General features: G+C 60.0%; 11 protein-coding genes. 4 read left to right on the top strand and 7 right to left on the bottom strand.

Annotation, left to right across the window (positions count from 1 at the left end):
* Positions 1–95 precede the first annotated feature (95 nt).
* The 3 genes from F8N62_RS00715 (at position 96) to folE (ending at position 4,946) form a co-directional block, all read left to right on the top strand.
* Complete coding sequence (locus F8N62_RS00715; RefSeq protein WP_082643857.1) at positions 96–545, top strand: hypothetical protein; 450 nt, start codon at positions 96–98, stop codon at positions 543–545.
* A 195-nt stretch (positions 546–740) separates the two neighbouring features.
* Positions 741–4,304 (top strand): indolepyruvate ferredoxin oxidoreductase family protein, encoded by a 3,564-nt coding sequence (locus F8N62_RS00710; protein ID WP_057005035.1) that lies wholly within the window; start codon positions 741–743, stop codon positions 4,302–4,304.
* 84 nt (positions 4,305–4,388) lie between these two features.
* Positions 4,389–4,946, top strand: a complete 558-nt coding sequence (folE, locus tag F8N62_RS00705; RefSeq protein ID WP_057005034.1) for a GTP cyclohydrolase I FolE — start codon at positions 4,389–4,391, stop codon at positions 4,944–4,946.
* 28 nt (positions 4,947–4,974) lie between these two features.
* On the opposite strand, the gene F8N62_RS00700 is transcribed toward folE, so the two are convergent.
* The 5 genes from F8N62_RS00700 to F8N62_RS00680 are packed head-to-tail and all read right to left on the bottom strand — an operon-like array spanning position 4,975 to position 11,143.
* The gene (locus F8N62_RS00700; RefSeq protein WP_126588869.1) at positions 4,975–5,730 is read right to left on the bottom strand and encodes an SDR family NAD(P)-dependent oxidoreductase; all 756 of its coding nucleotides are present in this window, start codon (positions 5,728–5,730) and stop codon (positions 4,975–4,977) included.
* Positions 5,731–5,748: 18 nt separating this feature from the next.
* Positions 5,749–6,801: a phosphotransferase family protein gene (locus tag F8N62_RS00695; protein WP_126588868.1), complete on the bottom strand. Its 1,053-nt coding sequence runs from the start codon at positions 6,799–6,801 to the stop codon at positions 5,749–5,751.
* The gene (locus F8N62_RS00690; RefSeq protein WP_057005031.1) at positions 6,798–8,093 is read right to left on the bottom strand and encodes an acyl-CoA dehydrogenase family protein; all 1,296 of its coding nucleotides are present in this window, start codon (positions 8,091–8,093) and stop codon (positions 6,798–6,800) included. Before F8N62_RS00690 ends, F8N62_RS00695 begins: the two co-directional genes overlap by 4 nt.
* A 24-nt stretch (positions 8,094–8,117) precedes the next feature.
* Positions 8,118–8,855, bottom strand: coding sequence for an SDR family NAD(P)-dependent oxidoreductase (locus F8N62_RS00685; RefSeq protein WP_126588867.1), 738 nt, complete (start codon positions 8,853–8,855; stop codon positions 8,118–8,120).
* Positions 8,856–8,905: 50 nt separating this feature from the next.
* Positions 8,906–11,143, bottom strand: a complete 2,238-nt coding sequence (locus F8N62_RS00680; protein ID WP_057005029.1) for a CoA transferase — start codon at positions 11,141–11,143, stop codon at positions 8,906–8,908.
* A 192-nt stretch (positions 11,144–11,335) separates the two neighbouring features.
* Here F8N62_RS00680 and F8N62_RS00675 point away from each other — a divergent pair, with 192 nt between their 5' ends.
* Complete coding sequence (locus F8N62_RS00675; RefSeq protein WP_057005028.1) at positions 11,336–11,743, top strand: VOC family protein; 408 nt, start codon at positions 11,336–11,338, stop codon at positions 11,741–11,743.
* On the opposite strand, the gene F8N62_RS00670 is transcribed toward F8N62_RS00675, so the two are convergent.
* Together F8N62_RS00670 and F8N62_RS00665 are read right to left on the bottom strand one after the other, a co-directional pair.
* Complete coding sequence (locus F8N62_RS00670) at positions 11,740–12,519, bottom strand: SDR family oxidoreductase (RefSeq protein ID WP_057005027.1); 780 nt, start codon at positions 12,517–12,519, stop codon at positions 11,740–11,742. The two genes, F8N62_RS00675 and F8N62_RS00670, sit on opposite strands and share 4 nt — an antisense overlap.
* A gap of 24 nt (positions 12,520–12,543) precedes the next feature.
* Positions 12,544–13,572, bottom strand: a complete 1,029-nt coding sequence (locus F8N62_RS00665; protein ID WP_057005026.1) for an aromatic ring-hydroxylating dioxygenase subunit alpha — start codon at positions 13,570–13,572, stop codon at positions 12,544–12,546.
* Positions 13,573–13,586 lie beyond the last annotated feature (14 nt).

Below are 13,586 nucleotides of genomic sequence, written 5' to 3'. Positions count from 1 at the left end.
GGGAGTATTGCTGAAATGCATTTTGGTATTGGTCAAATACTCCCGACCTATACTCAAAGGTCCTGGATCGTACTTTTTGAGTACAGGAGGTGACCATGAAATCGGGAACCCGGACAGCGACACTCCTAGCCGCTGCGATGATCGTCGGCTGTACGACTTCATCAAGCCAGACAGTGACTGTTCCCTTGAACGCTACACCACGCAACGGCGGTCAGATCGCCAATGCAACGCTGGCCGTTCAGGGCAATGAGACAGCGTTTTCCTTTGTCGTCAGTGGAGTTCCAAGCGGCACCCTTCGGCCCTTGAATCTCTACACCTTTATCAACAAAGGCAGCTGCGAGCGCCCCGGGACTGTCGCCTATGCAATGAATGACCGGATCAACACCAATCGCATTTCTGCAACGCGCGGCTGGACCTATTCACGAAGTGCGCCAGTGACGCTGGCAGAGCTGCTTTCTGGTGGATATTACTTAGTAATAAGGACCACTCCGGCCGATGGCAACGTGGATATTTTCTGTGGGGATATCAAGCCCGAAACAAGGTGAAATGACACCAGACCGATAACCGGCTTTATCTACAACAGCGTGAAGAACAGTGTGCGTTGCGGTATTTGAATATCCGATACCGCCCCATTGTTTTTGTGATTTTACGATGGCAAAACTGCTCCCTAGACTCCAGCCAATAACTAGGCAACGCCGCTCTCCTGGCGCCGCCATGACAATAAAGCCTGGAGGATGAACATGAGTGCGCCCCCGTCTCTGGATGACAAGTACGTCCAGCACACTGGAAAAGTTTTGCTCACCGGGATTCAGGCGCTGGTGCGTCTGCCGCTGATGCAGCGCCAACGCGATCTGGCCAATGGCTTGAATACCGCCGGTTTTATTTCCGGGTACCGTGGCTCGCCGCTGGGTGGTTTCGACCAGGCATTGTGGAAGGCGCGCGACTACCTCAAGGAACACCACACGGTGTTCCATCCAGGCATGAACGAAGACCTCGCTGCTACCTCAATCTGGGGTACGCAACAGGTCAATCTCTTCGAAGGCGCCACCTACGATGGCGTGTTTGGCATGTGGTACGGCAAGGGTCCGGGCGTCGATCGCTGCGGCGATGTGTTCCGCCACGCCAACGCCGCCGGCACCTCGAAATTTGGCGGCGTGCTGGCCATTGCCGGCGACGACCATGGCGCACGCTCCTCCTCGCTACCGCACCAGACCGAACACATTTTCAAAGCGGTGATGATGCCGGTGCTGGCGCCATCGGGGGTGCAGGAATACCTCGACTACGGCATGCATGGCTGGGCCATGTCGCGCTATTCCGGCTGCTGGGTCGCCCTCAAAGCGGTGGCCGATACCGTAGAGAGCGCGGCCGTCGTCGACATCGACATTCATCGCGTACAACCGATCATTCCCGATATCCCGCTGCCCGAAGGTGGCTTGAATATCCGTTGGCCGGACCCGCCCCTGGCACAGGAACAGCGCCTGCTGGAACACAAGCTATATGCTGCCCTCGCCTATGCACGGGCCAACCGCCTCGACCGTGTCGTGATGGACTCAGCGAAAGCGCGCATCGGCATCATCACGTCAGGCAAATCGTACCTCGACGTTTGCCAGGCACTGAAAATCCTCGGCATCGACGAAACACTCGCCCAGCAGATTGGCCTGCGGGTCTACAAGGTCGGCATGGTTTGGCCGCTGGAGGCTGAAGGCGTCCGGCAGTTCGCCGAGGGCCTGGAAGAAATCGTGGTGGTGGAAGAAAAACGCCACATGATCGAGTACCAGTTGAAGGAAGAACTCTACAACTGGCGCGAGGATGTGCGCCCGCGCATCGTCGGCAAGTTTGACGACAAGGGTGAGTGGAGCCTGCCGCACACGGGTTGGTTGCTACCCGCCATCAACGACCTGACCCCGGCTATGATCGCCCGGGCGCTGGCCAAACGCATTTTGCGCCTGCATCAAAGTGGCCCGCTGCAAGTGCGCCTGGCGGTGCTGGATGCGCAATTGGCGAGCAAAGACCAGTTCAGTAACCTGATGGAACGCGTGCCCCACTACTGTTCCGGTTGCCCGCACAACACCTCGACCAAAGTCCCGCAGGGCAGTCGCGCATTGGCCGGCATCGGCTGCCATTACATGGCCGCCTGGATCTACCCGCAGACCCAGACGTTCAGTCAGATGGGGGGCGAAGGCGTGGCGTGGATCGGCCAGGCACCGTTTACCACTACTCAACATGTGTTCGCCAACCTCGGTGACGGAACCTATTTCCACTCCGGCATTCTCGCGATTCGGGCTGCCATCGCGGCCAAGGTGCAGATCACCTACAAGATTCTCTACAACGACGCCGTGGCCATGACCGGCGGCCAACCAGTGGACGGCAGCCTCAGCGTGGCGCAAATCAGCCGGCAACTCGTTGCAGAAGGCGTGCAGCGTGTGGTGGTGGTCAGCGAAGATGTCGAGAAGTATCAGCACATCCATGATCTGGCAGACGGCGTGCCGGTGCTGCGTCGCGACCAGATGGACGAAGTGCAGGAACAGCTGCGCCAGTTCCAGGGCGTATCCGCAATCATCTATGACCAGACCTGCGCTGCGGAAAAGCGTCGGCGTCGCAAGCGCGGCAAGTTTCCGGATCCGGCACGCCGTGTCGTAATCAATGAAGCAGTGTGTGAAGGCTGTGGCGATTGCAGCAGCAAATCCAACTGTATGTCGGTGGTGGCGGTGGAAACCGAGTTCGGCCGCAAGCGTGAAATCGACCAGTCCTCTTGCAACAAAGACTTCACGTGTCTCAACGGTTTTTGCCCGAGTTTTGTCACGGTCGAAGGTGGCACCTTGCGCAAACCCAAGGCCTTGGCGGCCGCGAAGGATGACGTGTGGGATTTGCCGACGCCCGCGACCGTCGCGCTGGATGAGCCTTACAGCATCCTGATCACTGGCGTGGGCGGTACGGGCGTGGTGACCATCGGTGCCCTGCTGGGGATGGCGGCGTTCATCGAAGGTAAAGGCACGCTCAATCTGGACATGGCCGGCATGGCGCAAAAAGGCGGCGCGGTGTGGTCGCACATCCGCATCGCCGCGCACCAGGAACAATTGTTTGCACCGCGGATTGCCGAGGGTGAAGCGGGCTTGCTGCTGGGTTGCGACCTGGTGGTCAGTGCCAACACCGAAACCTTGTCCAAGCTGCGTCACGGCGTCACCCATGCCGTGGTCAACAGCGAGGAAAGCATTACCAGCGCTTTTGTGCGCACCTTCGCCCAGCAAGCGGAAAGTGGTGATTTGCTCAAACACCCGGACCCGAAATTCCAGACCCAGAGCATGTCGGCACAAATTGTCGAAGCAGTGGGCTCCGACCAGGCGGACTTTGTCGACGCCAGCAAAATTGCCACGGCGTTGTTGGGTGATTCGATAGCCACGAACACCTTCATGCTCGGCTATGCCTACCAGAAAGGCTGGTTGCCGGTGGGTAAAGCGGCGCTGCTACAGGCCATCGAACTGAACGGCACCGCGGTGCCCTTCAACCTCTCGGCCTTTGACTGGGGCCGGTGCAGCGCCCATGACTTGCCACGGGTTTTACGCAAACTGGAAGCCGGCAAGGTGCAAAGCCCGGACCGCTTACTGTCGCAAAGCCTGGAAGAAACGCTGGCACGGCGCATGGAGTTTCTCACTGCGTACCAGAACTACGCCTATGCCCAACGCTACCGGTTTCGTGTCGAGCAATTCATCAAGGCGGAAACCGCACTGTTCGGACAACCCGGCAAGCTGTCGGCGAGTGTCGCCCGATATTACTTCAAAGTGCTGGCGATCAAGGATGAATACGAAGTGGCGCGCCTGTTTACCGATGGACAATTCCTGGAAAAAATCCAGGCCGGCTTCGAGGGCGACTACCGCCTGCGCTTCCACCTGGCACCACCGCTGCTGAACGATAACGGCTCCGGTCGCGAACCGAAAAAACGCAGCTTCGGCCCGTGGATGCTGCAAGGCTTCAAGCTGCTGGCCAGGCTCAAGTTCCTGCGTAATACCTGGCTTGATCCGTTCGGTCGTACCCATGAACGCAAGGTGGAACGCAACTGGCTGGCCAGTTACGAACGCGTCCTCGATGAAGTACTCACTGGCTTGACGGCCGACAAGCTGAGCCTTGCTCAGGAGTTGGCGGAGTTGCCAGACAGCGTTCGCGGTTATGGTCCGGTGAAAGAGCGTTTCCTCGGCCACGCCGAAAAGCGCCAGGCGCAATTGCTTGAGCAATGGCGTAATGGTCCGAGTGTCACGTTTCACGATGCCAGCCAGGTCACCGGCAAAATCGCCATCACTCAACTGTAAATATCCCGGCCCTGGGCCAGGTGCCAGGACCCGGGTTGCATGCGATGCCGCCCGGGAAGTTGGCTAAAACAATAAGGTCGACCCATGAACGAAGAGCTGGCCAGAAACTACCGGGAGATTCTTCACGGAGTGGGCGAAGATCCAGAGCGAGAAGGCTTGCTGGACACGCCAAAACGCGCGGCGAAAGCCATGCAGTACCTGTGTCATGGCTATCAGCAAAGCCTCGAACAGATCGTCAACGGCGCGTTGTTTGAATCGGACAACGATGAGATGGTCATCGTCCGTGACATCGAACTGTACTCACTCTGCGAACACCACCTCCTGCCGTTTATTGGCAAGGCCCATGTCGCCTATATTCCCACTGGTAAGGTGCTGGGGCTGTCGAAAGTGGCCCGCATTGTCGATATGTTCGCTCGCCGTTTGCAGATTCAGGAAAACCTGACACGGCAGATTGCCGACGCGATTTCCCTAGTGACCGATGCCGCCGGAGTGGCGGTAGTGATCGAGGCAAAACACATGTGCATGATGATGCGCGGTGTGGAGAAGCAGAACTCGGTGATGAGCACCTCGGTAATGCTCGGCGCGTTCCGCGAGTCGTACAACACCCGCCAGGAGTTTTTGCAGTTGATCCGCGGTCGCTAGGAGAGGCGCCAGGCGCCCCACCTTCAACTCAACTGAGCATCAGCATGCCGCCATCAATCATCAACGTTTGCCCGGTGACAAATCGCGAACCGTCTCCGGCAAGAAATACCAGCACAGGCGCCAGATCCCGGGCCGGTTCACCCAGCTGTCCGCCGATGGGCACTTGCCTTGTCATGTAGGCATCGTGCTGCTGCAATTGCTCGGTGCTCATGCTCGCGCGAGTCGCCTCGTACATCGGCGTCCACATCGCCGGGGCGATAGCGTTGACGGTAATGCCCAAGGGGCCCCATTCCCGCGCCACCGTGCGCGTCCACGCCAGCACCGCCCCCTTGCTGGCCGCGTAATGGGCTTTGCCGGGCTGTCCGATGACGCCTGCCGCAGAGGCGAAGTTGATGATCCGCCCACCGCTGCCCTTCAGCAGCTCATAGGCCGCGCGGTTGGTCAGGAATGTGCCACGGGTATTCACCGCAAAGACTTTTTCCCACTCGTCCAGCGTGATGCTGTCGGCACTGGCATTCGGCGCGATACCCGCAGCATGTACCAGCACATCCAGACCATTGAGCCGTTCGTTGGCCCAGGCGAAAGCGGCATCCACGGATTGGCTGTCAGCGATATCGCAGACTCGTGTATGCGCCCACCCGCCACCGTCCCCCGTCATCAAGGCGGCTTCGCCCAGGTCGAGGCTGACGACATAGGCTCCCTCCTCCACAAATGCTTTGACCACTGCCGCGCCGATACCCCTGGCGCCTCCCGTGACGATGATTCGTTTACCGGCCAGTTGCATGGGCTTTCCCTCTGGTTATCAGGCGGTTTGATCGATGCGCTGCAACGCCGTAGCGAATAGATGCAACGCTGAGGCGTGGTGTTTTTCACCCGTGACCATCGAGGCTTTACCCGCACACGCACGGGCGTAACTGACTTCGAGAAAGATGCCGAGTTTGAAACCCGCCAACACCAGGTACCAGGTGAAGTCCGCCAACGAGCGCGAGCTGCCGGCGTGGTAATGGGCGACCAGTTCGTCGCTGCTGCAAAAGCCGTCCCAGGGATGCACTTCGATGGTGCCGGCACCACGACCGTCGGCACAGGGCCAGGTGACCACCAGCCAGGCAAGGTCGAGCAACGGATCACCGATGGTCGCCAGCTCCCAATCGACGACCGCGGCCAACTCCCCGCAGTCATGCCGGAACATGACGTTGGACAGGTGAAAGTCGCCATGTTGAATACCGGCCTCAAACTGCTGCGGGCAATGATCGCTCAGCCAATTGGCCAAACGTGCAAGTCCCGGCAGGCTGCTCGCCCCCGGCCAACCGGGGTAGTCTTTGACGCTGTCCAAGTGTGCCAGCCAGCGTGAGACCTGACGCTGATGAAAACCGTCCGGGCGGCCAAAGTCCGCCAGCCCCACCGCCTGGTAGTCAATGTCGCCCAGACGCAATAGCGCATCCACCATGGCAAAGCCCATGCGCCTGCGCAGCGCCGGCCGTTCAGCATGGGGTGCTGGCAATCCTGCGGCGCTATTGGGGTTGAAGCCCTGCACTGGTTCCATTAAATAAAAACTGGAGCCCAGAACGGCCTGGTCAGTACAGTCGGCGATCAAACCGGCATGGGGCACTTGCGATCCGGCCAATACCTTGAGCAGGCGCGCTTCACGGACGATGGTTTTACCGCCGACTTCGCGCAGTTCCAGGGAAGGCCGGCGCAACACGAATTCACGCACGCCTCGCCGAAAGCGCAGCAGCAGATTCTGCGTGCCGCCGGCTAAACGTACCGCAGCCTTGATCGGGCCACTTTCCAGGTCTTGGGTGTCCATCCAGTCGGCCAGGCGCTCGAGGTCGACCAGATCCTGCCAATCGTTCATACGTCGCGCTCGCCGAGACTGGCCAGCACGCCGGCGTATTTTTCCCGGGCGCGGGCCGCGGCGGTGGGCCGATGGTAATCGGGGAACAACTCGTCGCAGGGCTGATAGTCGCGCAGCAGCTGTTTGGCCACCGTGACTTTGTGCACTTCGGTGGGCCCGTCGGCCAGCCCCATCTGGAAGGAGCGGACGATGTACCCGGTAAACGGCATTTCTTCGCATACCCCTAACGAGCCATGTACATGCAGGGCGCGCGCGGCGATGTCATGCAAAACCTTGGGCATGGCGGCTTTCACCGCAGCGATGTCCTTGCGCACCCGCTTGTAGTCCTGATACTGATCGATGCGCCACGCCGTACGCATCACCAGCAAGCGAAACTGCTCCAGTTCGATCCACGAATCGGCAATTTTTTCCTGGACCATCTGCTTGTCCGCCAGGCGGCTGCCCTGGGTACTACGCGACAGGGATCGTTCACAGAGTGCATCAAGGGCTTTTTGCGCCTGGCCGATCACCCGCATGGCATGGTGCACGCGGCCACCACCGAGCCGCACCTGAGCCACGACAAATGCCTGGCCGGGCGCACCGAGCATGTCGCCCGCAGGCACTCGCACCTTGTCGAATGACAGGTAAGCATGGGTGGCGGCGGGGTCATCGGCGATACCGACGTTACGGATAATGCTCACCCCGGGCGCGTCAGCGGCGACGATGAACATCGACATGCCTTCATACACCGATACGCTTTTATCAGTGACCGCCATCACGATATAGAACGCTGCGTAGCGGGCATTGGAGGCGAACCATTTTTCGCCGTTCAGCAGCCAGTCATCGCCATCGCGCACCGCTTCGGTGGTGAACACGGCAGGATCCGCGCCACCTTGCGGCTCGGTCATGGCGAAGCAGGACACGATATCGCCATCGAGCAACGGTTGCAGGTAGCGCTGCTTCTGCGCCGGGGTGCCGTAATGGGCGAGGATTTCCCCGTTGCCTGAATCGGGGGCCTGGCAGCCAAACACAATCGGGCCGAACAGCGAGCGGCCGAGAATTTCATTGATCAATGCCAGGCGCACCTGGCCATACCCTGCCCCGCCCAGTTCCGGGCCCAGGTGACACGCCCACAACTTGCGAGCCTTTACCTGCGCTTGCAGCGGTTTGACCAGTTGCTTGAACAACGGATCGTGGATATTCCACGGGCTGCCCAGCACATGATCGAGGGGCTCGACTTCCTCCCGTACAAACTGCTCGATCCAATCCAGTTCCGCCTGTATCTCGGGGTCGGTCTGAAAGTCCCAGGCCATGGTGTGTCTCCTAGCAAATAGCGATCAGGCCAGCAGCATGCCGCCGTCGACCAACAGGGTTTGGCCGAGCACATAGCTGGCCAGCGGCGAGGCAAGGAACAGGGCCACGTTGGCCATGTCCTGGGGCGTGCCCAAGCGCCCTTGAGGAATGGCGCGCAATGCGCCTTCGAGGCGCTTGGGGTTGCTGGTGGTCACCCGCGTCAGCTTGGTTTCCACCAAACCGGGGGCAATGCCATTCACCCGGATGCCGTCACGTGCCCAGGCTTCGGCCAGGGTGCGAGTCAGTCCGAAAGCACCGGTTTTCGAGGCGTTGTAGGCCGGGTTGCCACGCGTGGAGTGGAAGGCGGCAGCGGAGCTGACAGTGATCATCGAACCCTTGGCCTGCATCAGCAGTGGGTGAAATTTCTGCGCGCACACCATCAGGCTGGTGAGGTTGACGTCGAGTACTCGCTTGAAACCCTCGGTGAGAAATTCCTGACGGTCGTAGAGCACCGTGCCTTGTGCCTGCACCAACACATCCAGGCGGGTGAATGGCACACAGACCCCTTCGATCAATGCCGCATCCGCGACGTCTACCTGGGCGTAATGCAGGCCTTCAAGATTAGAGTCAGGTGAGTCGTTATAGGCCGCCGCCGAGGCACGCGTACCCCAGACATGCACCTCGGCACCGCGCTGGCGAAAGTTCTGCGCAATGCCATTGCCGATGCCACTGGACCCGCCAACTACCAGCACGGTTTTACCGCTGAAATCCAACTCGTACATGGGTATTCCTTGTGCTTGTCGAAAAATCCTGTCGGGCAATAGGCCCACCGTTACAGCGCCACCAGGCCAACCGAGGCCAATCGTTCGAGCTCGCTGCCGGTAAAGCCGAGGCCTTCCAGAACTTGCCGGGTATGTTGGCCGAGGGCGGGTGGCGGACGCTGCAGCGATAACGGCAAGTTGCCGAAGTCCCAGAACGCGCCGATCTGTTGCAGGTCACCGTAAACAGCATGTGAGTAATGAGCGTGCAGACCCGCTTCGGCGTGTTCGGGGCTGTCGAGAAAGGCATCCATCTGCGCTTCCAGCACTGCCTGTGCAGGAACCTGCGCTGCGACCAATGAGGCGAGCGCCGCTTGCCGGGTCTGATCGGCAAACCAGGTTTCGGGCTGATCATCCACCAGCCTCTCGAAACGTTGCACCTCATCCGGTTGCAGCGCTGCCACCACCAGCCAGGAATCGCTACACCGATACAAACGATGGGCATCACTCAGACCGGTCTGTTGCGCGTCCAAATGATCGATTGGTGTGAGGCTGCCGTCTTCCAGCACCACCGCTTCGCTCATCGACAGCATCGTGGCGCCCAGCAATGACGAGCTGACCATTTGTCCGACGCCACTGCGGTTGCGCTCATACAACCCCAGGAGCAAGGCGTAGAGCGAGGACAGACCGGCAAAAAAATCACCCACGCCGAAGCGCAGCCACATGGGCGCCTGGCCCTCACCGCCCTGCTCGACTTCCCAGCCGCAAGAGGCCTGCATCAGTTGGTCAAAGCCCGGCCAATCCGTGCGCGGTCCGGTCGGTCCGTAGGCACTGACATGGCAATACACCAGCTGCGGGTTGAGCGCTTTGAGGCTCTCGTAGTCGACCTTGAGCTTGCGTGCGGCGGGAAGCCGCATGTTGTGGTGTACCACATCGGCCCAACGTGCCAACGCCTCTACGGCGGGCTCGGTCTGCCGATCGCCCAACTGCAACGCGACGCCCAATTTGCCACGCTGGGTACCGCTGAAAATCCGCTCCAGGCGGCGCATGGCATCGCCCTTGGGCGCCTCGATTTTAATGACTTCTGCCCCCAGGTCCGCCAGCAACATGCAGGCAAACGGCCCGGCCAGATAGGCGCCCAGATCCAGTACTTTCAGACCGTGCAGCGGAGGCAAGGGCGCCGGACTCGACCTGGGCAGTTGCGAAGGGATCACAGCATCGGCGCCAGACAGTCCGGCGTTCCCCTCACCTGCCAGAGGTGCGCTACCGCCAACTCGTGCGGGTGGCTGCACCTGCCAGGCAGGGCCTGGTTGCAGTGTTTTGCCCAACTGCACATCGTCGACTTCAACCACATAGCCATTCAGGCGTGCTTGTTCGTCGAAGTAGATATCGCCAAATGGAGCGGCAATTTGCGCAGCAACGTCGTGCTGCCAGAAATGCTCGACCCATTCCTGTGCCGACCGTGTGGCAATGATCGCCTTGTTGGCGCCGAAGTTTGGCGCCACATGGCTCGATGGCCACAGCGCGTTCAAGCGAGCCACTTCGGTTTCGCCGAACTCACTGAGTGCCGCGGCCATCCAAGGGGATTTGTCCGGCGAATAATGCACATGCAACCAGCGGCCATCAGCGCACTGGTGCAATGGAATTGGAATGTGTTTATCCAGACCTTTGGCAAAGGCCGGGGTCGGTGTTTGTGCGCGGTTCCAATGCATGGTCATTGGCACCAAGGCTGCCTGAGCCAAACTCGTATGAGCGATGCCGCCGCAGCCGTCACGGTCGCGCGCCAGTAACCGCGCCATCACCCCGACCACACACAGCCAGCTGGCCAGCCAATTGGCAAATGGCATGCGTACGAACACCGGGCCGGGGCGATGCGCCGGCTGTTCGTCCAACAGGCCCAGGCGCGCCAGGATAAGCGTTTCCCGGGGAATGGAATTCGCCAGTGCATGCCGATGGGGCCAGCCGCTGATCGCTGAGATAACCAATCGAGGGAAGTCTGCAGTGAGCTGCGCGTCTGCCAGACCATGGGCCTGCGCTACCGCGGGGGTGAAGTCATGCAGCAGCACATCGGCGCTGGCTAGCAACGAGTTCAGTTGCTGGCGATCTGCGGCATTTTCCAGGCAGAGGATGACACTTCGTTTGCCACGGTTAAGCACAGCAAACAGCGCCTGTTTCTCTCTGGCACGGTTGGCGGGTGGCTCGATCATCACCACTTCGGCACCCGCTTCGCAAAGATGCATGCCAGCGGCAGATCCGGCAATGCCGGAACACAGACTGATGACGCGAATTCCTTCGAGGATTGCCTGGCTCATTCAGCACCTGTCTTCTTCTGCGCTTAGCGTTTTGCAGCAGAGCTGCAGAACGAATCCATGGCGTTACCCTAAGCGATCGGCGATAAATTCCATAGATAGATTAGTATTCCGAATATAGAATCATAAGCATGAATATGAACAATAAATAACAATTCGTCTAAATATCACTAAAAGCCGATTAAGGGCGTTGCGATGATCCTGCGCATGGACCACTTCACCATCGTCTCCGACCAACTGGAGGCGACACGAAATTTCTATGTTGGAGTACTCGGGTTGGTGGAGGGGCCACGCCCGCCCTTCCCGGTTCCCGGATTCTGGCTGTACACCCAGGAACAACCAGTTCTGCATGTGGTGGGCGTATCACAAATGCCGGAGCCGCGACGTGGCGTGCTTGACCATATGGCGTTTCATGCCCAGGGCTTGCAGAGGATGTGGAAACACCTGAGTGAGCACGGCGTGCGATTCAAAGTGATCCGTGCGCCCGGCGCCGAGCGCACGTGGCAGCTGTTCATCCAGGACCCCAATGGGGTTGAAGTGGAGTTGGATTTCGACGCCAGCGAAGTGCCGCCCGCCGACTGGAAAGAACGCCGGGGTGGCTAAATCAATCCGGCATAGCTGCCGCCGTCGATCTGCAAATTTTGCCCGGTGATATAGCCGGCTTGCGCCGAACAGAGAAATGCGCAGGCCGCTGCCAGTTCGCTCGGCTGGCCAAATCGTCGTGCGGCTATCGGCTTGAGCATTTCCACCCGTGCTTGCTCAAAACTGAGCTGGCGAAGTTCCGCCAGTTGCTCGGTCATAAAGCGCAGACGGTCCGTCTCAATGCGCTCCGGCAGCAGATTGTTGATCGTCACATTGTCCCGCACCACCTCGACCGACAGAGCTTTGCAAAAAGCGGTCAGCCCCGCACGCGCCGCCGTGGACAAACCCAATGGCAACCGGGGCGACTTAACCATCGCCGAGGTGATATTGACGATACGGCCGAAACCTCGCGCACGCATACCAACGACCACCGCCTGAATCAGCAGGATACCCGAGAGCATGTTGGCCTCAATGGCCGCCAGCCAGGCAGCATGATCCCAATCCTCCGGACGACCCGGCTCTGGCCCGCCGTTGTTGGTCACCAGAATATCCATCACCGGACAGGCAGCCAGCAGCGCCTGTCGCCCGGCGGCGGTGGACAGGTCGGCCACCACGGTGCGCGGCAGCCGGCCGGTGCTGCGCAAGATGTCCTGCGCAGTGTGTTCCAGGCTCTCGGCATCGCGGCCGTTGATCAGCACCTCACAGCCCTCCTGCGCCAATGCCAGCGCACAGGCTTTGCCAAGTCCCCGAGAGGATGCGCACACCAGAGCAATACGTCCGCCAATACCCAGATCCATTGCAGCACTCCTCGTACATTGGTGTCAGTCGTTCATGCCGAGCAAGGCCGTGATGTCGCGCCCGGGTTCAGCATCGCCGCCGTAGGTGAATTGGCCAGCGCGCTGGCGTTCGGCCAACTGCTCCATCTGGTAGCGATAACGGGTACCCGGCGTATCGAAGCGCGAGTGCAGGTCGCGACGTGGGTCGACCTCGAAATAACGTTGGTTCTGCGGGCGCACCACCGAGTTGTCCTGGGGCTGGATGATGTAGTTGATGCGCGGCATCACATAACGAAAAGGTGCGGGTGCAGCGGTGGTGTTGAAGGTGACGTCACACCGCGAGCGATGCTTGCCCACCGGCAGGAAGGGTTGCAGGTTGGGCACGTCGTAACCGGGGCGAAAGCGCGGATAGGAGATGCATACGTTGCTGCGTAGATGAATGTGCAGCACGGCGCGAAAATCCTGATACCTGGCGCGCACGCCGCCGACCCAGCGCATGATCGGCGCCACTGACTTTTGCGCCACGGTACGGGTGCGAGTCACGGTCTCGGAGGTCCATTGCACTTCCACCACGTCCGACTCGCTTACACCGTCGCCAATGGTATTGGCATGCAGGAAATCGGCATGGGTCAGATCAATCAGGTTTTCCACCGACAGCGCCGAGGTCGCATCAAACCGCACGGTTCGCTGGGTGTAACCGGGAAGACTGCCATCCTGGGGTAGAAACGGAATATGCGGGAGCAACTGCATGTCGGCAGCGTCCGGATTACCGTACCAGACCCAGATGTACCCGTAGCGCTCAACCAGCGGATAAAAGCCCCGTCCCCCGGTAAACGCTGTGAGTGTCAGCTCTTTATGGGGGAAATGCGGGTGAAACTCGGCCGCCACCGCACGCCCGTTGTCGCGCCACAGGTAATAGGGCTGAGCATGAATGATCCGGCGAATGGGCCGGGTACCCAGGTCGCGGCTATGGGACACCGGGAACCAGGTGTCACGCAGGTCGTAGTTGATTGGCGTCCAGTCACCCCGAACTTTGCCAGGGATCGTATCGGTGGAGGAAGGCACGGCATGCATGGTGGGAGCTCCTG

This window comes from Pseudomonas fluorescens (genome assembly GCF_902497785.1).
Taxonomy (GTDB): domain Bacteria; phylum Pseudomonadota; class Gammaproteobacteria; order Pseudomonadales; family Pseudomonadaceae; genus Aquipseudomonas; species Aquipseudomonas fluorescens_BO.
The sequence above is the reverse complement of the archived record's forward strand: the minus strand, read 5'-3'. Positions and strand labels throughout refer to the sequence as shown.

Bases quoted from the DNA above. Each gene is read 5' to 3' on its own strand.
- F8N62_RS00715 (WP_082643857.1), top strand. From the start codon at position 96: ATGAAATCGGGAACCCGGACAGCGACACTCCTAGCCGCTGCGATGATC.
- F8N62_RS00710 (WP_057005035.1), top strand. From the start codon at position 741: ATGAGTGCGCCCCCGTCTCTGGATGACAAGTACGTCCAGCACACTGGA.
- folE (WP_057005034.1), top strand. From the start codon at position 4,389: ATGAACGAAGAGCTGGCCAGAAACTACCGGGAGATTCTTCACGGAGTG.
- F8N62_RS00700 (WP_126588869.1), bottom strand. From the start codon at position 5,730: ATGCAACTGGCCGGTAAACGAATCATCGTCACGGGAGGCGCCAGGGGT.
- F8N62_RS00695 (WP_126588868.1), bottom strand. From the start codon at position 6,801: ATGAACGATTGGCAGGATCTGGTCGACCTCGAGCGCCTGGCCGACTGG.
- F8N62_RS00690 (WP_057005031.1), bottom strand. From the start codon at position 8,093: ATGGCCTGGGACTTTCAGACCGACCCCGAGATACAGGCGGAACTGGAT.
- F8N62_RS00685 (WP_126588867.1), bottom strand. From the start codon at position 8,855: ATGTACGAGTTGGATTTCAGCGGTAAAACCGTGCTGGTAGTTGGCGGG.
- F8N62_RS00680 (WP_057005029.1), bottom strand. From the start codon at position 11,143: ATGAGCCAGGCAATCCTCGAAGGAATTCGCGTCATCAGTCTGTGTTCC.
- F8N62_RS00675 (WP_057005028.1), top strand. From the start codon at position 11,336: ATGATCCTGCGCATGGACCACTTCACCATCGTCTCCGACCAACTGGAG.
- F8N62_RS00670 (WP_057005027.1), bottom strand. From the start codon at position 12,519: ATGGATCTGGGTATTGGCGGACGTATTGCTCTGGTGTGCGCATCCTCT.
- F8N62_RS00665 (WP_057005026.1), bottom strand. From the start codon at position 13,572: ATGCATGCCGTGCCTTCCTCCACCGATACGATCCCTGGCAAAGTTCGG.